The organism is Streptomyces sp. NPDC001443, from assembly GCF_053597355.1.
Genome location: NZ_JBSFIA010000034.1, coordinates 49217 through 75372, shown reverse-complemented (window position 1 = coordinate 75372; position 26156 = coordinate 49217). Strand labels below are relative to the sequence as shown.

28 protein-coding genes are annotated in these 26156 nt (G+C 72.5%); 13 read left to right on the top strand and 15 right to left on the bottom strand.

Going from position 1 to position 26156, the window contains the following annotated elements:
• Positions 1-96 precede the first annotated feature (96 nt).
• The 3 genes from ACWC24_RS29855 to ACWC24_RS29845 form a co-directional block, all read right to left on the bottom strand.
• The gene (locus ACWC24_RS29855; protein WP_450665995.1) at positions 97-822 is read right to left on the bottom strand and encodes a methionine ABC transporter permease; all 726 of its coding nucleotides are present in this window, start codon (positions 820-822) and stop codon (positions 97-99) included.
• Positions 819-1862: a methionine ABC transporter ATP-binding protein gene (locus ACWC24_RS29850; RefSeq protein ID WP_450665994.1), complete on the bottom strand. Its 1044-nt coding sequence runs from the start codon at positions 1860-1862 to the stop codon at positions 819-821. The genes ACWC24_RS29855 and ACWC24_RS29850 overlap by 4 nt, the downstream gene beginning before the upstream one ends.
• Before the next feature lie 389 nt (positions 1863-2251).
• Positions 2252-2902 carry an HAD family hydrolase gene (locus ACWC24_RS29845; RefSeq protein ID WP_450665993.1) on the bottom strand — a complete coding sequence of 217 codons (651 nt, stop codon included), beginning with the start codon at positions 2900-2902 and terminating at the stop codon, positions 2252-2254.
• A gap of 124 nt (positions 2903-3026) precedes the next feature.
• Between ACWC24_RS29845 and ACWC24_RS29840 the strand changes: the two genes are divergently transcribed.
• Both ACWC24_RS29840 and ACWC24_RS29835 read left to right on the top strand, forming a co-directional pair.
• Positions 3027-3386, top strand: a complete 360-nt coding sequence (locus tag ACWC24_RS29840; protein WP_450665992.1) for a hypothetical protein — start codon at positions 3027-3029, stop codon at positions 3384-3386.
• Positions 3367-3801, top strand: a complete 435-nt coding sequence (locus ACWC24_RS29835) for a hypothetical protein (protein WP_450665991.1) — start codon at positions 3367-3369, stop codon at positions 3799-3801. The genes ACWC24_RS29840 and ACWC24_RS29835 overlap by 20 nt, the downstream gene beginning before the upstream one ends.
• Positions 3802-3877: 76 nt before the next feature.
• On the opposite strand, the gene ACWC24_RS29830 is transcribed toward ACWC24_RS29835, so the two are convergent.
• The 3 genes from ACWC24_RS29830 to ACWC24_RS29820 all read right to left on the bottom strand — a co-directional run bounded on the left by ACWC24_RS29830 (position 3878) and on the right by ACWC24_RS29820 (position 6199).
• The gene (locus ACWC24_RS29830; RefSeq protein ID WP_450665990.1) at positions 3878-4378 is read right to left on the bottom strand and encodes a GNAT family N-acetyltransferase; all 501 of its coding nucleotides are present in this window, start codon (positions 4376-4378) and stop codon (positions 3878-3880) included.
• Between the two features lie 45 nt (positions 4379-4423).
• Positions 4424-4930, bottom strand: a complete 507-nt coding sequence (locus tag ACWC24_RS29825; protein WP_450665989.1) for an RNA polymerase sigma factor — start codon at positions 4928-4930, stop codon at positions 4424-4426.
• Positions 4931-4996: 66 nt separating this feature from the next.
• The gene (locus ACWC24_RS29820; protein ID WP_450665988.1) at positions 4997-6199 is read right to left on the bottom strand and encodes a glycerophosphodiester phosphodiesterase; all 1203 of its coding nucleotides are present in this window, start codon (positions 6197-6199) and stop codon (positions 4997-4999) included.
• 75 nt (positions 6200-6274) lie between these two features.
• Here ACWC24_RS29820 and ACWC24_RS29815 point away from each other — a divergent pair, with 75 nt between their 5' ends.
• Together ACWC24_RS29815 and ACWC24_RS29810 are read left to right on the top strand one after the other, a co-directional pair.
• Entirely contained in the window at positions 6275-6412 is a 138-nt protein-coding gene (locus tag ACWC24_RS29815) for a hypothetical protein (protein WP_450665987.1), read from the top strand.
• 312 nt (positions 6413-6724) lie between these two features.
• Positions 6725-7396 (top strand): lysophospholipid acyltransferase family protein, encoded by a 672-nt coding sequence (locus ACWC24_RS29810; RefSeq protein ID WP_450665986.1) that lies wholly within the window; start codon positions 6725-6727, stop codon positions 7394-7396.
• 226 nt (positions 7397-7622) lie between these two features.
• Here ACWC24_RS29810 and ACWC24_RS29805 read toward each other — a convergent pair whose 3' ends face one another.
• From ACWC24_RS29805 to argH, 4 genes are all read right to left on the bottom strand, one after another.
• On the bottom strand, positions 7623-9134 hold the full coding sequence (locus tag ACWC24_RS29805; RefSeq protein ID WP_450665985.1) for an MFS transporter: 1512 nt from the start codon (positions 9132-9134) through the stop codon (positions 7623-7625).
• On the bottom strand, positions 9131-9772 hold the full coding sequence (locus tag ACWC24_RS29800) for a TetR/AcrR family transcriptional regulator (RefSeq protein WP_450665984.1): 642 nt from the start codon (positions 9770-9772) through the stop codon (positions 9131-9133). Before ACWC24_RS29800 ends, ACWC24_RS29805 begins: the two co-directional genes overlap by 4 nt.
• A 79-nt stretch (positions 9773-9851) precedes the next feature.
• Positions 9852-10823 carry an aldo/keto reductase gene (locus ACWC24_RS29795; protein ID WP_450665983.1) on the bottom strand — a complete coding sequence of 324 codons (972 nt, stop codon included), beginning with the start codon at positions 10821-10823 and terminating at the stop codon, positions 9852-9854.
• 164 nt (positions 10824-10987) lie between these two features.
• Entirely contained in the window at positions 10988-12418 is a 1431-nt protein-coding gene (argH, locus tag ACWC24_RS29790; RefSeq protein WP_450665982.1) for an argininosuccinate lyase, read from the bottom strand.
• Between the two features lie 253 nt (positions 12419-12671).
• On the opposite strand from argH, the gene ACWC24_RS29785 reads away from it, so the two are divergent.
• The gene (locus tag ACWC24_RS29785) at positions 12672-13520 is read left to right on the top strand and encodes a hypothetical protein (RefSeq protein WP_450665981.1); all 849 of its coding nucleotides are present in this window, start codon (positions 12672-12674) and stop codon (positions 13518-13520) included.
• A gap of 108 nt (positions 13521-13628) precedes the next feature.
• Positions 13629-14333, top strand: coding sequence for a L,D-transpeptidase family protein (locus ACWC24_RS29780; protein ID WP_450665980.1), 705 nt, complete (start codon positions 13629-13631; stop codon positions 14331-14333).
• On the opposite strand, the gene ACWC24_RS29775 is transcribed toward ACWC24_RS29780, so the two are convergent.
• Together ACWC24_RS29775 and ACWC24_RS29770 are read right to left on the bottom strand one after the other, a co-directional pair.
• Positions 14320-15918 (bottom strand): sensor histidine kinase, encoded by a 1599-nt coding sequence (locus ACWC24_RS29775; protein ID WP_450665979.1) that lies wholly within the window; start codon positions 15916-15918, stop codon positions 14320-14322. The two genes, ACWC24_RS29780 and ACWC24_RS29775, sit on opposite strands and share 14 nt — an antisense overlap.
• A 4-nt stretch (positions 15919-15922) precedes the next feature.
• Positions 15923-16663 (bottom strand): response regulator transcription factor, encoded by a 741-nt coding sequence (locus tag ACWC24_RS29770; RefSeq protein ID WP_450665978.1) that lies wholly within the window; start codon positions 16661-16663, stop codon positions 15923-15925.
• A 159-nt stretch (positions 16664-16822) separates the two neighbouring features.
• On the opposite strand from ACWC24_RS29770, the gene ACWC24_RS29765 reads away from it, so the two are divergent.
• From ACWC24_RS29765 to ACWC24_RS29735, 7 genes are all read left to right on the top strand, one after another.
• Complete coding sequence (locus tag ACWC24_RS29765; RefSeq protein WP_450665977.1) at positions 16823-18175, top strand: ferredoxin reductase family protein; 1353 nt, start codon at positions 16823-16825, stop codon at positions 18173-18175.
• 7 nt (positions 18176-18182) lie between these two features.
• Positions 18183-18647 carry an FMN-binding protein gene (locus tag ACWC24_RS29760; protein WP_450665976.1) on the top strand — a complete coding sequence of 155 codons (465 nt, stop codon included), beginning with the start codon at positions 18183-18185 and terminating at the stop codon, positions 18645-18647.
• 59 nt (positions 18648-18706) lie between these two features.
• Complete coding sequence (locus ACWC24_RS29755; protein ID WP_450665975.1) at positions 18707-20089, top strand: ferredoxin reductase family protein; 1383 nt, start codon at positions 18707-18709, stop codon at positions 20087-20089.
• 19 nt (positions 20090-20108) lie between these two features.
• Complete coding sequence (locus ACWC24_RS29750; RefSeq protein WP_450665974.1) at positions 20109-20915, top strand: FMN-binding protein; 807 nt, start codon at positions 20109-20111, stop codon at positions 20913-20915.
• Between the two features lie 67 nt (positions 20916-20982).
• Positions 20983-21723, top strand: a complete 741-nt coding sequence (locus ACWC24_RS29745) for an FAD:protein FMN transferase (protein ID WP_450666030.1) — start codon at positions 20983-20985, stop codon at positions 21721-21723.
• A 110-nt stretch (positions 21724-21833) separates the two neighbouring features.
• Positions 21834-22034 carry a hypothetical protein gene (locus tag ACWC24_RS29740; protein ID WP_450665973.1) on the top strand — a complete coding sequence of 67 codons (201 nt, stop codon included), beginning with the start codon at positions 21834-21836 and terminating at the stop codon, positions 22032-22034.
• A gap of 124 nt (positions 22035-22158) precedes the next feature.
• Positions 22159-23997: an ABC transporter ATP-binding protein gene (locus ACWC24_RS29735; RefSeq protein WP_450665972.1), complete on the top strand. Its 1839-nt coding sequence runs from the start codon at positions 22159-22161 to the stop codon at positions 23995-23997.
• Between the two features lie 111 nt (positions 23998-24108).
• Here ACWC24_RS29735 and ACWC24_RS29730 read toward each other — a convergent pair whose 3' ends face one another.
• The 3 genes from ACWC24_RS29730 to ACWC24_RS29720 all read right to left on the bottom strand — a co-directional run bounded on the left by ACWC24_RS29730 (position 24109) and on the right by ACWC24_RS29720 (position 26137).
• A complete protein-coding gene (locus ACWC24_RS29730; protein ID WP_450665971.1) occupies positions 24109-24879 on the bottom strand; it encodes a hypothetical protein in 771 nt (256 codons plus the stop codon).
• Positions 24869-25456, bottom strand: coding sequence for a sigma-70 family RNA polymerase sigma factor (locus tag ACWC24_RS29725; RefSeq protein WP_162468594.1), 588 nt, complete (start codon positions 25454-25456; stop codon positions 24869-24871). Before ACWC24_RS29725 ends, ACWC24_RS29730 begins: the two co-directional genes overlap by 11 nt.
• Positions 25457-25597: 141 nt before the next feature.
• Positions 25598-26137 carry an arginine repressor gene (locus ACWC24_RS29720; protein WP_152887942.1) on the bottom strand — a complete coding sequence of 180 codons (540 nt, stop codon included), beginning with the start codon at positions 26135-26137 and terminating at the stop codon, positions 25598-25600.
• Positions 26138-26156 lie beyond the last annotated feature (19 nt).

Below are 26156 nucleotides of genomic sequence, written 5' to 3'. Positions count from 1 at the left end.
TTCCTTAAGGGTGGAGCAACCCCACGGTGGGTGCTGTGGGGAAATCTGGGGAAACCTGGGGAAGTCGTCGGTGACCGCGGACGGGGTCCGGTCGGGTCAGCCCGTCTCGCCCGGCACGGCGGCCGGCTTGAGCAGCCGCAGCCTCGGGGCGGGGCCGGAGTGGCCGCCACGGCTGTGCAGCGAGCGGGCCGCGTAGTCGCCGGCGAACTGGATGACCGAGATGACCACCGCGAGGATGGCGACGATGATCCACATCATCTCGGACTCGAAGCGCAGGTAGCCGTAGCGGATGGCGAGGTCGCCCAGTCCGCCGGCGCCGACGGTGCCGGCCATCGCGGAGTAGCCGATGAGGGCCACGACCGTGGTGGTCGCCGAGGAGATCAGCGACGGCAGCGACTCGGGTACGAGCACCTTGCGCACGATCGTCCAGGTGTTGCCGCCCATCGACTGCACGGCCTCGACCAGCCCGCCGTCCACTTCGCGGACGGCCGTCTCGACCAGGCGGGCGAAGAACGGGACGGCGCCGATGGCGAGCGGCACGATGGCGGCCTCGCGGCCGAGGGTGGTCCCGGTGATCCAGCGGGTGAAGGTCATCAGCGCGACCATCAGGATGATGAACGGCATCGAGCGGACGATGTTCACGACCTGCCCGATGACCTTGTTCGCGACGACGTTCTGGAGCAGCCCGCCGCGGTCCGTCAGCACCAGCAGGATGCCGAGCGGCAGGCCGCCGACGATCGCGATGAGGGTGGACCAGCCGACCATGTAGAGCGTGTTCCAACACTCTTCGGACAGCAGGGGCTGCATCTCGGACCAGGTCACTTGGCACCTTCCTCGACCAGCGCGGGCGTCTGGGCCCGGTTGTCGACCACGTCGATCTGGAGGCCCTGCTCGCGCAGGAAGCCGATGGGCACGACGTTGTCCTCGAAGCGGCCGGGCAGTTCGATGCGCATCCGGCCGACCTGGAGGCCGCCGACGGTGTCGATCGCGGCGCCGAGGATGGAGACGTCGACGTTGTAGGTGCGCGCGAGCTGGGAGATGACCGGCTGGGTGGCGCTCTCGCCGTGGAAGGTGACGTCGACGACCGTGCGGTCCGCGCCGGCGGCCTCGCCCGTGACGGGGAAGAGGGCCGCGGCCAGTTCGGAGCCCGGTGTGGCGAGCAGGTCGGTGACTGTACCGGACTCGACGACCCGGCCGTTCTCCATGAGGGCGGCCGAGTCGCAGACCGACTTCACGACGTCCATCTCGTGGGTGATGAGCAGGACCGTGAGCCCCAGCTGCCGGTTGAGGTCGCGCAGCAGCTGGAGGATCGAGCGGGTGGTCTCCGGGTCGAGGGCGCTGGTGGCCTCGTCGGAGAGCAGCACCTTCGGGTCACCGGCCAGGGCGCGGGCGATGCCGACGCGCTGCTTCTGGCCGCCGGAGAGCTGTGCCGGGTAGGCCCCGGCCTGGTCGGCGAGACCGACGAGGTCGAGCAGCTCCAGCGCCTTGCGGGAACGTTCCTTCCCGGACTTGCCGAGGATTTCGAGCGGCAGCTCGACGTTGTCCTGGACGGTCCGCGAGGACAGCAGGTTGAAGTGCTGGAAGACCATGCCGATCCGGCTGCGCGCCCGGCGCAGTTCCCGGCCCGCGCGCGGTCCGCGTCCGGCGAGGGCCGTGAGGTCCTGACCGGCCACGGTGACCGTGCCGGCGGTGGGGCGTTCCAGCAGGTTGACGCAGCGGATGAGCGAGGACTTGCCGGCGCCGGACTGGCCGATGACGCCGAACACCTCGCCTTCGCGGACGTGCAGATCGACGCCGTCGAGGGCGGTGACCTCACGGCCGCGGGAGCGGTAGACCTTGGTCAGGCCCGAGGTGGTGATCACTGGGGTTTCCGTCACTGTCGAGTGCGCGGGCATGGGGATGCCCGGGGCACGGGTGCGTTCGTTCAGGGACGCGGCAGGTTCTCGCGGTGGCAGCGGTGGCAGCGGTGGAACCGGGGAGAACATGTGCGCGGGGCGGCGTCGGTCACCGGCGACGGAGGTCGCACGGATACGCCACGGCGTCTCGCTTCGGGGCGCGAGGCTCAGGTGGTGCGGGGGCCCTCTAGAAGGCGCACATTCGACACATACAACGAGCACCGGGCGTCATGGTCGCCTCGGTCGCAAGGATGCGGCTGCTCGTCGTGGTCATGCGGTCAGTTAACCAGACATACGGCCCTGACAGGACAGAGGTGTCCGACATGCGGACACCTCTGTCCAGCGACGGGCTCGCGTCAGCGGCGGACGGAGATCTCCACGCCGCCCTCGGTGACCAGTGCCGACAAGGCCGAGAGGTCCTTCACCACGAGATCCGCGTCGAGTTCGTGGGCCTGGTGGGTTGTGGCCAAGGCCACGGTGGTCATCCCGGCGGCGCGGCCGGACGCCAACCCCGCGGGGGCGTCCTCGAAGACGACGCAGTCGGCCGGGTCGACGCCCAGGCGGCGGGCGGCGAGCAGATAGGGCTCGGGATCGGGCTTGCCGCGCGTGACGTCGTCGGCGGCGACGAGCGTCTTGGGCCGGATACCGACGGCGTCGAGCCGGGCCTCGGCGAGCCGCAGGGTGGCGGAGGTCACCACGGCCCACCGGTCGGCGGGCAGCGAGTCGAGGAAGTCCCGGGTGCCGGGCAGCAGTTCCACGCCCCCGTTCGGCACGTCCTCGACCTCCAGGAGTTCGATCCGCGCGACGGCCTCCGGCACGACGGCCGCGGGCAGCAGGTCGGCGGCTATCTCCACGGCGGTCCGCCCGTGCAGGGCGATCGACGCGAAGGCCTCGGCGTCGATCCCGTACTCCTCGACCCACCGGGTCCAGCAGCGCTGCACGGAGGCGAGGGTGGAGACGAGGGTTCCGTCGTTGTCGAACAGGAGGGCTTTGGCGTGGATCGTCATGTCCCAGACCCTACGATGCCCCCGAAAACCGCCCGACCCGGACGGACCCGACAGGACCCGGGCGGACCAGGTCACAGCCGGGCCCGCGCGCGGCGGTCCTTTTGGGCCGTAATAGGGTCTCCGCATGCTTGATGCCCTGACGCCGGCGACCGGTGTCGCCGCGCTGCTGCTCGCCGCCTGGTGCGGCTGGGCGGCCTACCGTGACCAGCCGACCAAGGACTGGCACTTCATCGGGATGGCCGTGGTCTCGCTGCTGGCGCTGGTCCAGCTGGTGGTGGGGATCGTGCAGCTGGCTCGGGGCGAGAAGGCGGAGCAGGGTACGGCGATCTTCGTGGCGTATCTGCTGGGCGCGTTCGCCTGCATCCCGGCCGCGGGGTTCATGTCGCTGGCCGAGCGCACCCGGTGGGGTTCGGTGACGGTCGCGGCCGGCGGTGTCGTCCTCGCCGTCCTGGAGGTGCGGCTCTATGACATCTGGGGAGGCTGAGATGACCACGGCGAACGACAGGCCCGCGCGGCTCATCGGCGGGCCGGGCATTCTGCTGGTCTGGCTGTACGGCGTGATGGTCGTCGGCGCGGTGTCGCGGTCCGTCTACCAGATCGCCACCGAGTTCGACCGGGCGCCGCTCGCGTACACGCTGTCGGCGGTGGCGGGCGCGGTGTACGGGTTCATCACGTACTCGCTGGTGCGCGGCGGGGAGAAGGCCCGCAGGGCGGCGCTGGCGTGCTGCGCCGCCGAGCTCGCGGGTGTCCTGATCGTCGGGACCTGGACCCTGGTCGACCCCTCCGCGTTCCCGGACGCGACGGTGTGGTCGAAGTACGGCATGGGGTACGTCTTCATCCCCGTACTGCTGCCGCTGTCGGCGCTGTACTGGCTCCGCAAGGCGCAGAAGCAGAACTGAGCACCCGTCCGGGGCCCGGGGCGTCGCACCGGACCCGACGAGCGCCGGACGGGGTCGCGGCCGAGCGACCGGAAGGCTAGGCCGTCGTCGCGTACGTCCCGGCCGGCTTCTCCAGGATGATCATCGGTACGCCGTCGTCGCCGCCCTTGGACGTGCCCACCGTCTCGTAGCCGACGCGGCGGTACAGGCGCAGGTTGCCCTCGCTGCGGTGGCCGGTGAACAGGCGGAACGTCTTGGCGCCGTGCTCCTCGGCGAGGGCCGACTCGGCCGCGCGCAGCAGGCGGGCGCCGATGCCGTGGCCCTGGAGGCGGGGGTGGACACAGAGCTTGCCGATGGCGGCCGCGCCGTCCTCGCCGATCCGGCCGCGCACCGAACCGACGACCTCCTCGCCCAGCCGTGCCACGTAGACACAGTCGGAGGCGACCTCGGCGCGGACCGAGTCGAGGGTCTGGACGAGCGGGTCGATGCGGTAGTTGCCGTACAGCGCCGCCTCGCTCTGGAAGCACAGGTACTGCAACCTGAAGATCTGCTCCACGTCCTGCTCGGTCGCCACCGAGATGGTCACGCTCATGCCCATGTGCGCACGCCTCCCGCTCACCTGATCACCGGTTGTTCCACACTCCTATCCCCGCACTCCGCGAGCCGCAACCTCCGGCGCAAGCAAACGCCGAAGACAACCAAGACATTTAGCGCGTTCCGGCCCCAGACTGCCCTGTGAGATACCCAACTCCCCCGCGATCTCCCGGTAGGTCGGGTCCTGCGGCGAGAGCAGTGCCTCCAGCAGGCGCGGGCAGCGGCCGGGCAGTCGGCGTACCGCGTCGCGCAGGACGCGCCGGTGGGCGGCGCCGAGGACGAGCTGTTCCGGGCCGCGGCCCGGATCGGCGACGGGCTCGGTGTCGTACGGCCGTTCACGGCGGGTCCTGCGGCGCGAGCGGCGCGCCTCGGCGCGGACGGCCTTGCGCAGCCAGGCGGGCGGGTCGTGCGGCGGCGCGCCGGCCGCGAGGCGTTCCAGGAGGCGGAGCCAGACCTCCTGCTCCAGGTCTCCCGCCTCGCTCCCCGAGCCGTGCGCCTCGGCCAGGGCCTCGGCGGCGAGCAACGGGCGCAGGGCGGTGAGCATCTCGTGCGTCATGTACGGCACGACGCGGCCGCCCGGACGCGGGTTCGCCGGGCGGCCGAGTGTCACTCCAAAGGGGAATCAGCCGTTGACGAAGTCCGCGCGGGCCATCACCGCGGTGTCGGCGTTGTCGGTGAAGACGCCGTCGATACCGGTCGCGAAGTACGCCTGGAAGGCGCCGAAGGCGTCTCCGTAGGCGTCGGCGTCGGTGCCCTTGCGGAAGCTCGTGGGCAGGAAGGGGTTCTCGTTGCGCATGGTGTACGGGTGCAGCACCAGGCCCACCGCGTGGGCGTCCTTGACCAGGGTGGTCGGGGTGGTGAGGTTGCCGCTCGCGTCCTTCGGGACGACCAGGTCGAGGGTCGGTCCGATGCCCTGGGCGTAACCGGCGATCTCCCTGAGGCCCGCAGGCGTGACGAGGTCGGCGACCGTGCGCGGGTCGCCCGTCTCGACGAAGTCCCAGGGGCGGCTCGCGGCCGAGGAGAGCAGCACGACGAGGGGGTTGTCCACGAGCGTGTTCAGACGCTGGATGCTGGTCGGCTCGAAGGACTGGAGGATGACCGGCGAGTTCCACTTGTCCTTGCCGTACTTGCGCAGCAGCTTGGCGACCCGCTCCTCCAGGCCCAGGCCCAGCTTGCGGAAGTAGGTGGGGTGCTTGGTCTCCGGGTAGATCCAGACCTGCTTGCCCCGCTTGCGGGTCTGCTCGTCCTGCCAGCGGAGCACCTCTTCGAAGGTGGGAATCTCCCAGCGGCCGTTGTAGAGGGTGTTGTGCGGGCGGTTGGCCGGGATCCGCTCGATCGCGCGCAGGGTCTTCAGCTCGGCGAGCGTGAAGTCCTCGGTGAACCAGCCGGTGGTGGAGACGCCGTCGAGGACCTTGGTGGTCCTGCGGGCGGCGAACTCCGGGTGGTCGGCGACGTCCGTGGTGCCGCCGATCTCCGGCTCGTGGCGGCAGACGAGATGACCGTCCCGGGTGACCACCAGGTCACCGGCCTCGACGACGTCGGCGCCGAGGTCGAGGGCCAGTTGGTACGAGCCGAAGGTGTGCTCGGGCCGGTAGCCGCTGGCCCCCCGGTGGCCGATGACGGTGGGCTTCGGCAGGCCCTTCAGGCCTCCCGAGTGCCGGGCGTCGGCTCCTCCCGTCCGCCGCGCGTCGGCTCTCGCCGACCCGGCCAGGCCGAGGACCGCTCCGCTCGCGCCGAGGACCGCGGCGCCGAGCAGTGCCCGGCGTCCGGTGCCCGCCGGTTCCTCGTCCGACCCCTGTGACTGCTGTGACCCGTGCGTGCCCATGAGCACCCTCCTGCCGTCGGCTCGTGCGTGCGGGCCGATGGTAGGGGCGTGGACATGGCGGAAGAGAGGCCTCGGATGGAACGCGCGGATGACACCGGATGGCTCCTCGACGACGGGGACGGCGGGGACGGCGGGGACGGCGGGGACGGCGGGGACGGCGGGGACGGCGGGGACGGCGGGGACGGCGGGGACGGCGGGGACGGCGGCTGGTGACGGTACGTCGGCTTGGGCGCGGGCGACCGGGGTACCCGGACGGCACCCGCTCGGAGCAGTCGGCCGGCGGGCGGCGTGTGTCGTCCGTCACTCTGTCCCGTCTCGTGACATCCGCGTTGCGCGCAGGTCCCGAAGCTGCACCGCAGGTAAACATGCGTCAACAATGCGTAAGACTCCGGTGAACCCGATGTGCGCCACCCGGGGACCCGCGAGTATCGTCCTCACCTGCACAGACACATCGCACACACAGACACATCCCACACAGAGACTCGTCGCACTTCGCTCGGCCGTCTTTCGACTCCGGAGGGTCCGTTGTCCCGCTTCACGCTCATCAAGGCAGTGCTCGGACCGGTCATGCGCCTGATGTTCCGCCCCCAGGTGGAGGGCGTGGAGCATATTCCGGGCGACGGCCCGGTCATCCTCGCCGGCAACCACGTCACGTTCATCGACTCGATGATCCTGCCGCTCGTCTGCGACCGTCAGGTCTGCTTCATCGGCAAGGACGAGTACGTCACCGGCAAGGGCCTCAAGGGCCGGCTGATGGCGTGGTTCTTCACCGGCGTCGGCATGATCCCGGTCGACCGGGACGGCGGCAAGGGCGGGGTCGCGGCGCTGATGACGGGCCGCCGGATCCTGGAGGAGGGCCGGGTCTTCGGCATCTACCCCGAGGGCACCCGCTCCCCCGACGGCCGGCTGTACCGGGGCCGTACCGGCATCGCGCGGCTGACCCTGATGACCGGGGCGCCCGTGGTCCCGTTCGCCATGATCGGCACGGACAAGATCCAGCCGGGTGGCTCCGGGATGCCGCGGCCGAGCAAGGTCACGGTCCGGTTCGGCGAGGCGATGGAGTTCTCCCGGTACGAGGGCATGGACCGTGACCGCTATGTGCTGCGGGCCGTGACCGACTCGGTGATGACCGAGGTCATGCGGCTGTCCGGCCAGGAGTACGTGGACATGTACGCAACCAAGGCGAAGGCCGCGTAGGCCTCCGGCGGTTCCGGCGAGGCCTTACAGGCGGCCGGTCGGCCTTCGGGTGCGGGTGCGCTGCGGCTGGTCGCGCAGTTCCCCGCACCCCTTCAGAGCCGCTGGTCGCCACAACCAAGGCGAAGGCCGCGTAAGCCTCCGGCGGTTCCGACGAGGCCATACAGGCGGCCGGTCGGCCTTCGGGTGCGGGTGCGCTGCGGCTGGTCGCGCAGTTCCCCGCACCCCTTCAGAGCCGCTGGTCGCGCAGCAGGAACCAGGCCGCCACCGCCGTCGCGAGCAGGACCACGGCGCCCGCTCCCGCCGCCAGGCCCAGGCCGTCCACGAACGCCTCGCGGGCCGAGGACAGCAGTTGCCGTGCCGTGTCCGGGGGCAGGTGTCCCGCCGCCTCGACCGCGCCGCCGAGCGACTCGTGCGCCGCGGCCGGGGTGCCCGCCGGAGCGGTGAAGCCGCGGTAGACGCCGGTCATGATGGAGCCGAGCACGGCGATGCCGAGGGCCGCGCCCAGTTCGTACGCCGTCTCGGAGACCGCCGACGCGGCGCCCGCCTGCTCCTTGGGCACGCTGGAGAGGATCACGTCGGCGGTGACGGTGAAGGAGAACCCGGCGCCTACCCCGACGACCAGCAGGGCGGTGCCGAGGAACAGGTAGTCCGTCGACCGGTCCAGCACGGTGAGCGCGGCGAGAGCGAGGCCCACGGCGGCGAGACCGCCCGAGACCACGGCCCGTACCGAGAACCGCCGGGCCGCGTGGCCCGCCACCAGACCGGCCGCCACCGCGCCGACCGCGGCGGGCAGCTCGGCCAGGCCCGCCTCGAACGGGCCCCGGCCCTGGACGAGTTGCAGGTACTGGGAGAGGAAGAACACCAGACCTGACAGGCCCAGCACGGTCAGCAGGTCGGCGAGGACGGCGCCGCTGAACCCGCGGCTGCGGAACAGCCGCATGTCCAGCAACGGGGCCGGCAGGGTGAGCTGACGCCGGACGAACCAGTACAGAGCCGCCGCGCCCAGCACGCCCGCGACCGCCGTCTCCCAGGTGAGGCCGTGGGTGGCGGCCTCCTTGACCGCGTAGACGACACCGATCATGCCGACCAGGGACAGCACCACGCTGATCAGGTCCCAGGGTCCGGGGCTCGGGTTGCGCGACTCCGGCAGCAGCCTGCTGCCGACGAGGACGAGGACGGCCATCACGGGCAGGTTGATCAGGAAGACCGAGCCCCACCAGAAGTGTTCGAGCAGGAAGCCGCCGACGATCGGGCCCACGGCCGTGCCCGCCGAGGCGACGGCGCCCCAGATGCCGATGGCGAGGCTGCGTTCGCGCGGATCGTGGAAGAGGTTGCGGATCAGGGCGAGCGTGGCCGGCATCAGGGTGGCACCGGCGACCCCGAGCAGGGCCCTGGCGAGGATCATCGTCTCGGGCGTGGTCGCGTAGGCGTTCAGGACGGAGATCGCGCCGAACGCGGTGGCTCCGCAGAGCAGGATCCGCTTGCGGCCGATGCGGTCGCCGAGGCTGCCCATGGAGACGAGCAGCCCGGCGATGACGAAGGAGTAGACGTCACCGATCCACAGGAGCTGGGTGCCGGTGGGCTCCAGGTCCTCGCTGATGTAGGGGGTCGCGAGGCCGAGGACGGTCGCGTCGACGGCCACCAGCAGCACGGCGAGCACGAGGACGGACAGCGCGAGCCAGCGGCCCGGGCGGCGCACCGCCTCCGTCGTCGCGGCCGGCCGCAGGGTGCTGCTCATGATTCCTCTCTCCGTCGTTCGTCAAGTCGTGGTTCGTCCTGCCGCGGTTCGTCGCGTCGTGGATCGTCGCGTCGCGGTTCGTCACGTCGTGGTTCGTCACGTCGCAGTGCGCCGCCGAGGAGCAGCTCGACGGTCATGCGGGTGAAGTCCTTGGCCGCGACCCGGCCTTCCGAGACCGCCCAGGCGGCGGAGGCGAGCAGTCCGTAGAGGGCCTCGGTCAGCCAGGCCGGGGTGAGGTCGATGCGGAATTCGCCGCTCTCCTGACCGCGCCGGAACAGGGCCGCGATCCGGTCGTCGATCCGGGTCCAGCCGGTGTTCTGACCGTCGCCCTCGAAGAGCTGGTTCTCGGTGTAGAGGAAGGCGAGCAGCCCGGCGGCGGGTTCGATCGCGCGCACCAGCCGGTGCACGGCGTCCCGCGCCGGCCCGTCGTCCAGGCGGGCCGCGTCCAGCGCCGCCTCGCACTCGGCGATGCCGAGCGACTCCAGCGCCCGTACGAGCGCGTCGCGCCCGGCGAACTGGCGGTGCAGGGTGGCCCGGCTGATCCCGGCGGCCCTGGCGACCTCGTCCATGGTCGCGGTGGCTCTGCGGGTCAGCAGGGCGGCTGCGCTGCGCAGCACGTGGTCACGGTCGACAGCCATGAGACAAGAATAGACCACATGAGACAGTGATGTCTCATCAAAGGCGTGCGTGGCTCACCGTGGCGGTCCCAAGGGTCACTCAGTGCCAGCGCAGCTGCCCGCGCCGCTCCCAGTACGCGTGCGGCTCCTCGACCAGCGTGGCCAGCCGGGCCAGGCGGTCCTCGTCGAGGTCCACGACGGCCGCGTGCAGGTTGGAGGCGAGCTGGCCGACGGTCGCGGCACCGGACAGGACGACCCCGGCCCAGGGCCGGCGCAGCACCAGGGCGAGGGCGACCGCGTCGCAGCCGAGGGAGACCTCCGCCGCCACCTCCTTCAGCACCCGCGGCGCGTACGGCTCCGCGAGCCGTCCGTTGGCCATGCCCTCCTTGACGATCACCGTGAGTCCGGCGTCGTGCGCCTCGGCGAGGGCCGGGGCGGCAGAGGTGTCCAGGGCGTTGTACGTGGCCTGGACGGTACGGAAGAGGGGCTCGCCCTCCACCGTCACGGCGAGCGCGGCACGGATGGCCTCGGCCTGGTCCGGGCCGCTGGTGGAGAAGCCGACGGTGACGCCCCGGGCGGCCGACTCCGCGAGCTTCGCGTGCAGTTCCTTGTCGGTGAGGGCCGGGCTGTCGGGGGTCACCGAGTGGATCTGGTAGAGATCGAACCGGTCGCCGAGCAGCGCGTCGGTCTCGGCGCGCTGCCGCTCGTACGTCGCGAGACCGTGGTCCTTGACCTCGTGCCGCTCGGCCTCGACGGACCAGTCGGCGGTGTACGTGTAGCCCCACTTGCTGCCGACGACGACGTCGTCGGCCTCGGGGTGCGCGGTCAGCCACTCGGCGAGGAACTCCTCCGCGCGGCCGTAGGAGCGGGCGGCGTCGAAGTAGCGCACGCCCTGGGCATAGGCGGCGTCCAGCAGTTCGTGGGTCCGCTCGCGCAGGGCGTCGACGCTGCGCTCGGACGGCAGGTCCTGGTCCCGGCCGAGGTTGATGTAACCGGGCCGGCCGACGGCGGCGAGACCGAGGCCGAGGTGGCAGGTTGGCGTCGTGGCGGTGGCGAGGCGGGTGAACGGCATCGCTGGCTCCGGTTCGGTCGGCTCCTTGCGGCTGAACCCAAACCTAACCGCCCTGGAGACGGTGAAACGTGAGCGCGCCGCCGGGTGGGTCCGGCGGCGCGGTGTCCGCCGTGGTCCCCGGGCCCCGCGCGGAGCCGGGGGCCGGGGGACCAGGCGTCGGACGTCTACCGCTTCCCGGCGTCCGCCCAGGCGTGCTGGGCCGCCACGTCCGCCTGCACCTCGGCGAGCTGGACGGCGACCGCCTCCGGCGCCGTACCGCCGCGGCCGTTGCGGGAGGCCAGGGCCCCGGGGACGTTGAGGACCGACCGCACCTCGGGGGTGAGGTGGACGGAGATCTTCGCGAACTGCTCGTCCGTCAGACCGTCGAGCTCCTTGCCCTCGGCCTCGGCGGCCTTGACGCACTCGCCGGCCACCTCGTGCGCCACCCGGAACGGCACACCCTGCTTGACCAGCCACTCCGCGATGTCGGTCGCGAGGGAGAAACCGGCCGGGGCCAGCTCCTCCATCCGCTCGCGGTGGACGGTGAGGGTGGCCATCATGCCGGTGAAGGCCGGGAGCAGGACCTCCAGTTGGTCGCAGGAGTCGAAGACCGGCTCCTTGTCCTCCTGGAGGTCGCGGTTGTACGCGAGCGGGAGGGCCTTGAGCGTGGCCATGAGGCCGGTCAGGTTGCCGATCAGACGGCCCGACTTGCCGCGCGCCAGCTCGGCGATGTCGGGGTTCTTCTTCTGCGGCATGATCGACGAACCCGTGGAGAACGCGTCGTGCAGGGTCACGAAGGAGAACTCCTTCGTGTTCCAGATGATGATCTCCTCGGCGATCCGGGAGAGGTTGACCCCGATCATCGCGGTGATGAAGGCGAACTCGGCGGCGAAGTCGCGCGAGGCCGTGCCGTCGATGGAGTTGCCCACGCTGCCGCGCTCGAAGCCGAGGTCCGCGGCGACCGCCTCCGGGTCCAGGCCGAGGCTGCTGCCGGCGAGCGCGCCCGCGCCGTACGGCGACACGGCGGTCCGCTCGTCCCACTGGCGCAGCCGTTCGGCGTCCCGCGACAGCGACTGGACGTGGGCGAGCACGTGGTGGGCGAAGAGCACCGGCTGGGCGTGCTGGAGGTGGGTGCGGCCGGGCATGGCCACGTCCGGGTGGGCCTCGGCCAGACCGATCAGCGCGTCCTGGAGGTCGGCGATCAGACCGCCGATGATCCGGGCGTGGTCGCGCAGGTACATCCGGAAGAGGGTGGCCACCTGGTCGTTGCGGGACCGGCCCGCGCGCAGCTTGCCGCCGAGGTCGGGGCCGAGGCGCTCCAGCAGACCCCGTTCCAGGGCGGTGTGGACGTCCTCGTCGGCGACCGTGCCGACGAAGGAGCCGTCCGCGACGTCCGTCTCCAGGCGGTCCAGACCCGCCAGCATCCGGGTCAGTTCGTCGTCCGTGAGGAGTCCGGCCTTGTGCAGCACGCGCGCGTGGGCCCGCGAACCCGCGATGTCGTACGGCGCGAGCCGCCAGTCGAAGTGGACGGACGCGGACAGCTTCGCCAGGGCCTCGGCGGGACCGTCGGCGAAACGGCCGCCCCAGAGCCGTACGTCACCGCTGTTGCTGCTCACTCGCGTTGCTCCTCGTAAGTGGTGATGTGCGACCGGCTCCCCGTGCGCCACCTTGCCTGCATGATTATGCGGACCTCTGCATGATTCGTCAATCTCGGAAGGTCACTGGGATTCCTGGCGGCCTTTTCCCCGACCTTTCCCCGGCCTTTTCCCCGACCGGTTGAACGCGGGAAAACGCTTTCGCGTATCTCTGCCCGAACGCAGGCGCCGCGTTGCCAGACGAAGACACCCCCGAACCGAGTGAGGCCATCGCATGTCCAGGGCACTCCCGAAGTACAACAAGCGCCGTGTCGCGATCATCGGCGGCGCCGCGGCCGTGGCGCTGTCCGGCGCGGTCATCGCCGGTTCCGCCTTGGCCGGCCCGTCGTCCGGCAACGGCAGCACCAACGCTCGGACGCTGGCGGATCCGGGCACCATCAGCTGCCCGGACGTCGCCTCGAAGCTGCCCGCCATCCCGGCCACGGCCAAGGCCGAGGTCGACCGCAACCTCGCCCTGCTCCAGACCCAGATCGACGAGGCCAACACCCGCCTCGTCAACACGGTCGGCCAGGGCGGACCCAACTTCGTCCAGAACGCCATCCTCGGCCCCCTCAAGGACAAGCGCGTCTCCACCATCGACCGCATCGCCATCTCCATCGGCCGCACCGCCGCCAAGCCCCAGGGCCTCGACGCCCTCGCCGCCTGCACCCTCAACGCGGGCGGTGCGGCGGGCACCGGCGCGAACGCCGGAGCGAACGCCGGAGCCACATCCGGCGCGACCGCCACCGCGGCCGCGACCGCCCCGGCGGGCAACGCCGGCGCGAGCGGCGTCGGCACCATCAGCTGCCCGGACGTCGCCTCGAAGCTGCCCGCCATCCCCGCCACCGCGCAGGCCGAGGTCACCCGCAACCTCGCCCTGCTCCAGACCCAGATCGACGAGGCCAACACCCGCCTCGTCAACACGGTCGGCCAGGGCGGACCCAACTTCGTCCAGAACGCCATCCTCGGCCCCCTCAAGGACAAGCGCGTCTCCACCATCGACCGCATCGCCATCTCCATCGGCCGCACCGCCGCCAAGCCCCAGGGCCTCGACGCCCTCGCCGCCTGCACCCTGAACAAGTGAGGTGACGGACAGCCGTGGCCGCCCCGAGAGAACGCCGGCCGGGGCGGCCACGGCGTGTCGGGGCCCGGACGGACCACCCCGGCCGGTGCCGCCGTCTAACTTCTGATCATGCGCCCTGGTGCCGTCGCCGCCTCGCTCGCCTCGCTGTCCTTCCTGCTGCTGGGCGCCGCCGCCCCCGGTGAGGACCCGCCGCTGCCCGCGCAGTTGGCGGACACCGGCGGCGGCCGCCAGCTGATCACCGCTCAGGCCCCCACGGCCGAGGCGACGTCGGGCACGCTCGCCTGGTGGGACCTGCGCGACGGGCGGTGGGTGCGGGCCGGTTCCGCACCGGCCCGGTTCGGGGCGAGGGGACTGGTGGAGGGCGCCTCGCGCACCCAGGGGACGAACACGACCCCGACCGGGCTGTACGACCTGCCGTTCGGGTTCGGGATCGAGCCGGCCCCGGCCGGGACCGAGGTCGCCTACCGGCCGGTCCGGCAGGACTCCTGGTGGTGCCAGGACAAAGACTCCCGGTCCTACAACCGTTTCACCGAGCCCCGCCCGGCCGACTGCCGGGCCGCCGAGTCCGAGCATCTGATCGCGTACACGAAGCAGTACGCCTACGCGCTCGTCGTCGGCTTCAACTACGCCCGGCCGGTGCGCGGGCGTGGCGCCGGGATCTTCCTGCACGTCGACGGGGCCGGGGCGACGGCGGGTTGCGTGTCGGTCCCGGTGGAGGCGATGCGCGCGCTGCTGCGCTGGGCCGACCCGGCACTGCGCCCGCACATCGCGATCGGTACGCGCGGCGGGGCGACGGCGATCACGCGGTACTGACGTCCGGCGGGCGCTGCCGCGGCAGTCGTACCGTGAAGGTCGTCGCCCCCGGGCGGCTCGTCAGGTCCACGCTCCCGGCGTGGGCGTCCACCACGGCCGCCACGATCGACAGGCCGAGTCCGGCACCACTGCCGGAGGCCTCCGTACGGCGGCGGTCTGCGCGGGTGAAGCGTTCGAAGACGCCCGGCCGGATGTCGTCGGGGACGCCGGGGCCGTTGTCGTGGACCGCGAGGACGGCCGCCTCGGCGTCGGTCTCCAGGACCACCGTGGCCTCGGTGCCCGCGGGGGTGTGCAGCCGCGCGTTGGCCAGCAGGTTGGCCAGCACCTGGTGCAGCCGGTGGGCGTCGCCGGTCACCGTGACCGGGTCCTCCGGGAGCTCCAGGGTCCAGCGGTGGCCGGGGCCGGCCACCCGGGCGTCCGTCACCGCGTCCAGGACCAGGCGGGTGAGGTCGACCGGCAGGCGTTCGAGAGGGCGTCCGGCGTCCAGCCGGGCCAGCAGCAGCAGGTCGTCGACCATCTCGCCCATCCGGGACGACTCGGCGGCGATGCGTTCCAGGGCGTGGGTGATCTGGGCCGGCACGGGTCCCGGGTGCAGCAGGGCGAGCTCGGCGTGCCCGCGTACCGAGGCCACCGGGGTGCGCAGTTCGTGGCTGGCGTCGGCCGCGAAGCTGCGCAGCCGTTCCTCGCTGGCGTGGCGCTTGGTCAGCGCGTCCTCGACATGGCCGAGCATGCGGTTGAAGGCGGCGGCGAGCCGGCCCACCTCGCCGCGCGGGTCGGACTCGGGGGCCCGTGGCGGCAGCGCGACCTCGCCGCTGGCCAGCGACAGTTCGGCGACCCGGGTCGCGGTGTCCGCGACCCTGCTCAGCGGGCGCAGCGACCAGCGCACCCAGAGGGCGCCCACCACACCGGTCGCGGCCAGGGCGAGGGCGAAGACGATCCCGGCGACCAGTTCCAGCCGGTGGACGGTGGCCTGGACCGGCTCCAGCGGCAGCCCGGTGACCAGTACGTCGCCGTCGAGGCCACGGGCCGCCATGAGCCGGTAGTCGTCGAGGGCGGAGAGCGCGACCGTGTGGCCCCTGCCGTCGGCCGGGACCGCGGCGAGACGCTCGCGGTCCTCGGCGGTCAGGGGCACGTCCAGGATGGTGGTGGCCTCGCCGGCCGGGACGACGGCCGCGTTGGTGACCGTGCCGCCGACCAGACGGGCGCCGAAGGTGCCCGTGGCCTGCCGGCGGGTGTCGCCGTACTCGTCGCCGTCGTGGTCGTCGCGCAGCCGGCCCGGGTGCTCCAGGCTGGCCGGGAACCGGGTCCCGACGCCGCCGAGCTGCTCGTCGAGGCGGCTGGTGAGGAAGCCGTTCAGCCCGACGACGGCGGCCACGCCGACCGCGGCACAGCTGATCGCCAGCAGCACCACCAGGCCGAGGGTGAGCCGGGCCCGCAGCGTGCGCGGCCCGGGCAGCCGGCCCAGCAGCGGACGCGCCCCCGACCGCGCGGCCGAGCGCGGACGCAGGCGCAGGCGCAGGCGCGGGCTCAGGAGCCGACGCAGGTTCAGGCGCGGGCGGGCCCCCGGGCGCGATCGCGGTGTCATCGGCTCACCGGGCCACCGGCTTGAGCACGTACCCCGCCCCGCGCACCGTGTGGATCATCGGCTCGCGGCCCGCGTCCACCTTCTTGCGCAGGTACGAGATGTACAGCTCGACGACGTGGGCGCGGCCGCCGAAGTCGTACGACCAGACGCGGTCGAGGATCTGCGCCTTGCTGAGGACGCGCCGCGGGTTGCGCATCAGCAGGCGCAGCAGCTCGAACTCGGTCGGCGACAGCTCGATCAGCTCTCCCGCGCGGGTGACCTCGCGGGCCTCCTCGTCCATCACCAGCTCGCCGACGGTCAGGCGGGGACCGTCCTCCTGCCGGCGGGCGATCCCGGCGCGGCGCAGCAGTCCCCGGACCCGGGCGACGACCTCCTCCAGGCTGAAGGGCTTGGTGACGTAGTCGTCGCCGCCCGCCGTGATGCCCGCGATGCGGTCCTCGACCGCGTCCCGGGCGGTGAGGAAGAGCACACAGATGTCGGGCGTCACCTCGTGCAGGGCGCGCAGCACGGCGAAGCCGTCGGTGTCGGGGAGCATCACGTCGAGCACGACGGCGTCGGGCATCAGTTCCCGGGCCTCGGCGAGCGCGGTCGCGCCGTCGCCGGCCGTGCGCACCCGCCAGCCCTCGTAGCGCAGCGCGCCGGACAGCACCTCGGCGAGGTCGGGGTCGTCGTCGACGACGAGGACGCGCAGCGGTGTGCCGTCGGGGCGGGTGACGGCCGGGTGGCCGGAGCGGGTGGTGTTCATGGCTCTCACCAGCATCACCCCTCGGGACGGCGCCCGGCGCCCGTGGCCACTGTGAGTTTCCTCTGAGTCCGCGGTGCGGGACGCCCGCTCAGAGCGATCTCAGAGGTTCGACCCGCACAGTGGCGGGCGGAACGGACAGCAGGACGGAAGGACGCACACATGACCACCGTGGACGAGCATCGGGCGGCGACCGCCCGACCACCGGCCGCCCGGCGCTCCCCCGCGGGTCCGGTGCTCGCGCTGCTGTGGGCGGGGGCGTTCGCCGTGCTCGCGCTGTGGTGGTCGGACACCGGTTCCGTGATCGGCGCGGCGGGCTGGCTGACCGGCGCGGGCCGGATCGCCGGGCTGCTGTGCGGGTACGCGTGCGCGGTGCTGGTGGGCCTGATGGCGCGGGTGCCGCTGCTGGAGCGGCGGATCGGCTCGGACCGGGTGGCCCGCTGGCACGCCATGGCGGGCCGGTACACGGTCTGCCTGCTGGTGGCGCACATCGTGCTGATCCTCGCCGGGTACGCCGCCCAGGACCGCCAGTCGGTCCTGCACGAGACGGTGACCGTGGTCCTCGACTACCCGGACATGCTGAAGGCCACCGCGGCCACCGTGATCCTGTTCGCGGTCGGCGTCACCTCGGCCCGTGCCGCGCGCCGCCGGACCAGCTACGAGTTCTGGTACTACGTCCACCTGCTGACGTACGCCGCGGTGTTCCTCGCCTTCGGCCACCAGCTGACGCTCGGCGACGACTTCAACGGCGACGCGGTCACCACGGCGGCCTGGTACGTGCTGTACCTGGGCGTCGCGGCCCTGGTGCTCTGGTTCCGGGTCCTGGAACCGGTGCGGTTCAACCGGCGCCACCGGATGCGGGTCGAGTCCGTGCAGCGGGAGGCGCCGGGCGTGTACTCGGTCGTGGTGCGTGGTGAGCGGCTGGACGAGACGGGCGCCCGGGCGGGCCAGTTCTTCCGGTGGCGGTTCCTCGGGGAGGGCATGGGCTGGACGTCGACGCCGTACTCCCTGTCCGCGCCGCCCCGCCCGGACCTGATGCGCATCACGGTCAAGGCGCTCGGCGGGCACAGCGCGGCGGTGTCCCTGCTGCGGCCGGGCACCCGGGTGTGGGCGGAGGGTCCGTACGGGTCGATGACCGCCGACCGGCGCACCGCCGCCCGGTCGCTGCTGATCGCGGGCGGGGTCGGGATCACCCCGCTGCGGGCGCTGTTCGAGACGCTGCCGGGCGAGGTCACCCTGCTGTACCGGGCGCGCACCGCCGAGGACCTCGCGCTGGGCCAGGAGCTGGATGCGCTGGCGCGCTGGCGGGGCGCGAAGGTGCTCTACGCGCTCAACGGCCCCCGCGGGGAACGCCCCGACCTCTCCGCCGGTGCGCTGCGCTCGGCCGTCACCGATCTGGCCGGGCACGACGTGTACCTGTGCGGTCCGCACTCCTTCGCCCAGGACGTGTACCGGGAGCTGCGCGCCGCCGGTGTGCCGGACCGTCGTATCCACCACGAGTCGTTCGAACTGTGAGGCCGTCGTGCACCCGTTGAGGAAGAACCGTCCCCTGCGCCGGATCGTGCTGTCCGGAGCCGCCACCGTCTGCGGAACGGTCCTGCTGCTGTCGTTGAAGCCGCACACGAGCACGGCCGTGGCCGTGGCCGTCCCGCCCGCCGCCTCGGCCGGGTCGGGCGCGGCCGGCTCGTCTGGTTCCTCCGGTTCCTCCGGCACCAGGACCGTCACCGGGGAGACCGTCCAGACCCGTTGGGGCCCCGTCCAGGTGCGGATCACCCTGAAGGACGGCAGGCTGACCGAGGTCACCGCGGTCACCTATCCGCAGGAGAACCCGCGGGACCAGGAGATCAACAGTTACGCCGTCCCCGAGCTGCGACGGGAGGCGCTGGCGGCACAGAGCGCGGACATCGACACCGTCTCGGGAGCGACGTACACGAGCGACGGTTACCGCCAGTCACTCCAGTCCGCGCTCGACTCAGCGAAAAGCTGAACACTCGGGAGACTCCGCACGTATGTGTGGGCCAAGGGTCAAGTCTCCACGGAGGAACCGTGACCACCACGCTCGCGGGCGGCCGTGCCGCCCGACGCCAGACGATGCGCCGCATCCGTCCGCGCCGCTCCCCTGCCGTCCCCCTGCTGCTCGCCGTATGGGCGGGCGCGATGGGGGTGCTGTGGCTGTGGTGGCACAACACACCGTCGATCGCCGACGACAACAGCAAGATCCTCAACGCGGGCCGGATCACCGGTCTGCTGGCCGGATACCTGATGGCGCTCGTCGTACTGCAGATGGCCCGGGTCCCCGCCCTGGAGCGCCGGGTGGGCTCCGACCGGGTGGCCCGCTGGCACGCGATGAGCGGCCGCTACACGCTCTCCCTGGTCATCGCGCACGTCTTCCTCACCATGTGGGGTTACGCGCTCCAGGGCGGTAAGACGCTGGGCGACATCGTCCAGCAGACGATCGACTCCATCAACCAGCTGCCGGACATGGGCAAGGCCGCCATCGGCACGGGCCTGCTGGTCGTCATCGGACTGGTGTCGGTCGGCGGCATCCGCAAGCTGATGCCGTACGACACCTGGTACCACATCCATCTGATGACGTACGCGGCCGTGTTCCTGACGTTCTGGCACCAGATCACCACGGGCAACGACTTCGCCGTGGAGCCGGTCGCGAAGACCGCCTGGTACGCGCTGTACGGCTCGGTCACCGCGCTGGTGCTCTGGTACCGCATCCTCACCCCGATCCGGCTGAACATGCGGCACCGGATGCGGGTCGAGGCGGTCATCGAGGAGACGCCCGGCATCGTGTCGGTGCTGATCGGCGGCCGGAAGCTGCACCGGATGGGCGCGGAGGCGGGACACTTCTTCCGCTGGCGGTTCCTGGCCCCGGGCATGCGCTTCAGCTCGCACCCGTACTCGCTGTCGGCGGCCCCCCGCCCGGACATGCTGCGGATCACCGTCAAGGCGATCGGCGACCACAGCGCCGCGCTGCGCAGACTTCAGCCCGGCACCCGGGTGTGGGCCGAGGGCCCGTACGGGGCGATGACCGCCTCCCGGCGCAGCCAGGGCAAGGTGCTGCTGGTCGCGGGGGGCGTCGGCATCACCCCGATGCGGGCGCTGTTCGAGACGCTGCCCGGCGCGGCCGGCGACATCACCCTGCTCTACCGCGCCAACACCACCCAGGACCTGGCGCTGTGGGACGAGCTGTCCAAGATCGCCGCCGAGCGTGGCGCGCGGCTGATGTACGCGGTCAACAGCCCCGAGGGCGAGCGCCCCGACATCTCGGCCGAGACCCTGCGCCGCAAGATCGGGGACATCGAGCGTCACGACGTCTTCATGTGCGGGCCGCCCGGCTTCGCCCAGCAGGTGTACGAGGCACTGCGCGGCGCGGGAGTCCCCGCCCGGCGCATCCATCACGAGTCGTTCGAGATGTGAGCGACGGGAGCCAGGAGCGATGAAGAAGAGCCACCCCCTGCGGCGTATCGTGCTCGCGACCGCCGCCACCGTGTCCGGAGTCGTGCTGCTGCTGTCGCTGAAGCCGACGACCGACCCGAACGCCGCGCAGGCCGCCGGCGCGGTCCCGCAGCAGACGGCCGCGGCACAGGAGTCGGCCCAGGGCGGCGCCGCGGGCGCCGGGTCCGGCACCGTCACCGGACGCGTGGCCCAGACCCAGTACGGTCCCGTCCAGGTGCGCCTGACCATGAGCGGCGGCAAGATCACCAAGGCGGAGGCGGTGCAGGCGCCCAGCGGCGGCACCAGCACCCAGAAGACCGAACTGGCCGTGCCGAAGCTCAACCAGGAGGCGGTCGCCGCGCAGAGCGCGGACATCGACGCCGTCTCCGGCGCCACCTACACCAGCGCCGGCTACAAGCAGTCCCTCCAGTCCGCGCTGGACCAGGCGAAGGCGGCGGGCGGTTCCTCCGCGGGGAGCGACACCGGGAACGGGAGCGGCAACGGGAGCGGCAAGGCCTCGGCCCCGGCCGCGCAGGCCCGTACCGTCACCGGCAGCGTGGCGCAGACCCAGTACGGCCCGGTCCAGGTCCGGATCACGGTCAGCGGCGGGAAGATCACCAAGGCGGAGGCGGTGCAGGCGCCCAGCGGCGGCACCAGCACCCAGAAGACCGAGCTGTCCGTACCGAAGCTCAACCAGGAGGCGGTGGCGGCCGGCAGCGCGGACATCGACGCGGTGTCGGGGGCGACCTACACCAGCACCGGCTACAAGCAGTCCCTCCAGTCCGCCCTGGACCAGGTCGGTGGCTGAGCCGGTGGCCGAGTCGGAGACCGGTTCCGCGCAGGAACCCGCCCCGGTACGGCACGCGGAGGAGGTCATGGGGACCGTCTTCTCCTTCGACGTCCGGGGCGGGGAGCCCGGCGCCGTGCGGGCCGCGCTCGACGCGGCCGTCGCCGAACTGCACCGGGCCGACGACGTGTTCAGCACCTACCGCGAGAACAGCGAGCTCTCCCGGCTGGCCCGGGGTGAGCTGTCCGTCGAGGAGTGCGCTCCCGAGGTGGCCGAGGTGCTGGAGCTGGGCGCGCAGGCGGAACGGGTGAGCCAGGGCTGGTTCAGCACCTCGTACCAGGGGCGTCTGGACCCGACCGGGATCGTCAAGGGCTGGGCGGCCGAGCGGGCCGCCCGGCGGCTGGCGGCCGTCCCCGGAGTGAGCGGGGTGAGTGTGAACGGCGGCGGTGACGTCCAGCTGTCGGGCACCCCGGGACCGCAGCGGCCGTGGCGCGTGGGGGTGGCCGACCCGCTCCGGCCGGGCGGGCTCGCGGCGGTGATCTCGGCCGCCGGGACGGACCGGCTGGCGGTGGCCACCTCCGGTACGGCGGAGCGGGGCGCGCACATCGTGGATCCGCGCACCGGACGTTCGGCGGTGACCGACCTGGTGGCCGTGACCGTGGTCGGCCCCTCGCTGACCTGGGCCGACTGCTGGGCCACGGCCGCCTTCGCGATGGGCTCGCGGCAGGCGCTGGCCTGGCTGGAGGAGCTGCCGGAGGTGGAGGCGCTGCTGATCACGGCCGGCGACGAGGTGCGGTGCACCGGGGGGCTCGGGGCCCGGCTGGGCTGAGCACCGCTCAGGTCCCGCCCGACGGCCGTTTCCAGGCCTTTGCCCCGGAACGCCATCCCTTGCCGGTTCTGGAACGTATCTCCTGTGCAGCGAGTTCCAGGAGGAACGTCATGTCCATCTTCCGCAATCTCATCCCCACCGTACGCCGCGACTGCGGCGACGGCGACCACGGCTCGTACGGCGACGGCTTCATGCACGAACACGGCCACGACCACGACGACTTCGACGACCACGGTCACCACCACGGCCACGGTTTCGGTCACGACCACGACCACGACCACGGTCACGGCCACGGCCACGGCGGCTACTGACCGCGGGCCGCGTACGAGGACCGGACGGACCGGGGACCCCAGGGCCCCGGTCCGTCGTGTGATTCGCGCACAGGACTCTCGCAGTACACGGCAGCACAGCGCAGGAACCCGCAGGAACCCCGTCATGGCGCATGCCTCACGACTACGACGGCTCATGTCGGTGGGCGAGACCTCCGACGTGGTGGCGGCCGCGCCCCCGGTGCCTCCGCTCGCGGTGTTCCGGCGGTTCTGGCCCTGTACCCGCGGCGGACGGCGCTGGTTCGTGCCCGTCGTGCTCTTCACCCTGGTCGGCCCCGGCCTCGACGCCGCCGAACTCTGGCTCTTCAAGATCCTGGTGGACGACGTGCTCGTCCCCCGTGACATCGGACCGCTGCGGTGGATCGCACCGGCCTACCTGGGGCTCGTCGTCGGCTCCGGCGTGCTCGGGTTCGCCGACGACGTGACGTCCACCTGGGTCGGCGAACACTTCCTGCTGACGCTGCGCTCCGATGTGTTCCGGCACGTCCAGGGTCTGTCGCTCGGCTTCTTCGAACGCCGCCGGCTCGGGGACGTGCTGTCACGCCTGACCGGCGACGTGGACGCGGTGGAGACCTTCCTGCTGTCGGGGGTGACGGACGCCCTCTCCTACGTGGTGCGCCTGGGCGTCTTCCTCGGCCTGCTGTTCGCCCTCCAGTGGGATCTGACCCTGCTCGCGCTCGTCCTCGTCCCGCTGTTCTGGGCCGCGGCCCGGCACTTCTCCGGGCTGATCAAGGACGCGGCCCGGGAGCGCCGGCTGCGCAGCGGCTCGATCGGCGCGGTCGCCGAGGAGTCGCTGGGCAATGTCGCCCTGGTGCAGGCGTACAACCGGCAGGACTGGGAGCGGCGCCGGTTCGAGCGGGAGAACACCGGCAGGCTCCGGGCCGCGATGGTCTCGGCGCGGATCCACGCCGTCTACGCGCCCGTCGTCGAGCTCATCGAGGTGTGCGGCGTCCTCGCGGTCCTGGCACTGGGCACCTGGAAGCTCGCCCAGGGGCAGCTCACGCTGGGCGGCCTGCTGGTCTTCCTGGCGCTGATCGGCAAGCTCTACGGCCCGGTCCGCGGTCTGTCCCGGCTCGGCACCACGTTCTACGCGGCGTCCGCCTCGGCGGAACGGATCATCGAACTGCTCGACCAGCGGCCGCAGGTGGTCGAGCGGGCCCGCGCCCGGCGGCTCGGCCGGGCCCGGGGCGAGGTGGAGTTCGACGGCGTCTGCTTCCGCTATCCCGGCACGTCGTCCTGGGCGCTGTCGGAGGTGTCGTTCCACGTGGCGCCCGGCGAGACGCTGGCGCTGGTCGGGGCCAGCGGGGCCGGGAAGTCGACGGCCACCAGGCTGCTGCTGCGCTTCTACGACCCCGAGCGGGGCAGCGTCCGCCTCGACGGCACGGATCTGCGCGAGCTGTGCCTGGCCGACGTGCGGGACAACGTCGCGGTGGTCCTCCAGGAGACGCTCGTCCTGCACGGCACCGTACGGGAGAACATCGCCTACGGGCGGCCGGGGGCGACCGAGGCGGAGATCGTCGCGGCGGCCCGCGCCGCCGACGCGCACGAGTTCGTCGAGGCGCTGCCACAGGGCTACGACACACCGGTCGGTCAGCGCGGACGGGCGCTCTCCGGCGGGCAGCGCCAGCGGCTGGCCGTCGCCCGCGCGATGATCAGGGACGCGCCGGTGCTCCTCCTCGACGAGCCGACCACGGGCCTCGACGTGCGCTCGGGCCTGCGGATCATGGACCCGTTGCGCCGGCTCATGGCGGGACGGACGACCGTCGTGATCTCCCACAATCTGCTGACCGTCCGGGACGCCACCCGCATCGTGGTGCTCGACCACGGCCAGGTCGTCGAGAGCGGCACCCATGCCGCTCTGCTCGCCCGCGACGGCCCGTACGCCCGACTGCACCGGCTGCACGACCTGGCCGGTTCCTCGAACCCGGGGGCGGTGCTGCCGTGAACGTCCCTCCCCCGGCCGACGGCGGCTGCGCGGACCCGGCGGAAGCGGGCGGCCCGGGAGCCTGCGGCGGGTACTGCGGGTACTGCGGGGTGAGGTCGCCCCCCCCGGGAGTCAGGTCGTCGTGCCGCCGGTGAAGCGGCCGGTGGCGAGGACCGTGCCGTCGGGTGCGGTCAGCCGGGCCCCGGTGAGTGTCGCCGGGTCGACGGGGGCGGCCGCACCCCAGTCGCCGTATCCGTCGCGCAGGGTGAAGGTGCCCACCGGGACCGTGCTGCCGTCCGAGCGTTCCAGGGCGCACCGGACCTGCCCGGAATACGGGGTACCGGCGTCGGCGAGATCGACGGACATGTGGATCCAGCCGGGCTCGCCGGGGTGGGCGTAGAGGTCGCCAACCGGGCGGGCGGGGGCCGAGGCCGAGGTCAGTGATCCGGTCAGCAGGCGTGCCTGGGACGACACGGGAGCGTGCGCGGGCGGGGAGGCCGTGACGTCCTCGACGGCGGTGCCGACCGCCCACCCCAGGACCCCGAACGCCACGGCGAACGCGGCCACGGCGGACGCGGTCCGCAGCCGGACGGCCCGCAGCCGGCCGCGGACCGGACCGCGGGCGAGGCCGGTCACCCCCGGCCGGGTCTCGCCGGCGTGCGCCGTCGCGTCCTTCTCCAGCGCGCGCATCACCCGGGTCTCGAAGCCGGACGGCGGCTCACGGCCCGGCAGCAGGCCGATCAGCCCGTCGCCCGCCAGGGTCATGTGCTCGACGTACTCCCGGCAGGCGGCGCACCGGTCCAGATGCGCGACGGCCTCCGCCCGCTCCCGGCCGGGCAGTACGCCCAGGGCCAGCTCGGCGCCGATCTCCCGCAGCCTCTCGCAGGTCACGTCATTGGACATGGTCCCCTCGATTCGGCGCCGCGAGGGTGCCGCGCAGCTTCCCCATCGCGGTCCTGATCCGGGTCTTGGCGGTGCCCAGCGGGATCTGCTCCCGGTCGGCGACCTGCCGGGCCGTCATGCCGTAGACGCCGGCCATCACCAGGGCACGGCCCTGTTCCCGGGGCAGCCGGGCCACCGCGGCCCGCAGCCGGGACGAGGCCTCGTCGGCCAGCGCCCACTGCTCGGGGGTCTCGGTCACGGCGTCGAGGAGCGCGTCCAGGTCCTCGGGCGCCACCGGTTCGGCGCGCCGGGCACGGACGGCGTCGATGGCGAGGTTGTGCGCGATCGTCGTCAGCCAGGTGGTGACCGAGCCCCGGCGGGAGTCGTAGATCTGCGCGTGCCGCCACGCGCGCTCGAAGGTCTGCTGGGCGATGTCCTCGGCCAGTTGGGGGTCTCCGGTGACGGCGATGGCGACACCGAAGACCGTGCGCTGGAACCTCCGTACGAAGGTCACGGCCAGTTCCGGGTCACCGGTGGCCAGCCCGGCGAGCAGAGCCTCGTCCGGGAGACGGCCCACGGGGAACCGGAAACTCGGCACACCCTTGTATACGGTCCGCCTCCGGCAGGGGATTGCCCGGCCGCCGCGGAAGATCACCCTTCCATTCTGCTCCGGTCCTCCCGGCGCCACGATCCGTCGGCGGCCGGCCACGGCTCGGTGAGAACCGGCCGGCCGGCCGGATCAGTGGCCGTTCTGCGCCAGTCGCAGCAGGTGGTCGGCCAGCGCCTGCCCACCGGTCGGGTTCCGGCTGATCAGCATCAGGGTGTCGTCGCCCGCGATGGTGCCCAGGATGTCGTGCAGTTCCGCCTGGTCGATCGCCGAGGCCAGGAACTGCGCCGCCCCCGGCGGGGTTCGCAGGACCACGAGGTTGGCCGAGGCCTCCGCGGAGATCAGCAGTTCCTGGGAGAGGCGCCGCATGCGCTCCTCCTTCGCCGACTCCCCCAGCGGGGCGCGCGGGGTGCGGAAGCCGCCCTCGCTGGGGACCGCGTAGATCAGGTCGCCGTCGTTGTTGCGGATCTTCACCGCGTTGAGCTCGTCCAGGTCCCGGGAGAGCGTCGCCTGGGTGACGGTCAGCCCGTCGTCGGCGAGGAGCTTCGCCAACTGGCTCTGGGAGCGCACCGGTTGCCGGTTGAGGATGTCCACGATCCGGCGGTGGCGTGCGGTGCGGGTCTGCGGTACGGCCGGCCCCCCGGTCTGGTCGTGGTCCTGCGCCTGGCTCATCGTCGTCTCATTCCCCGGA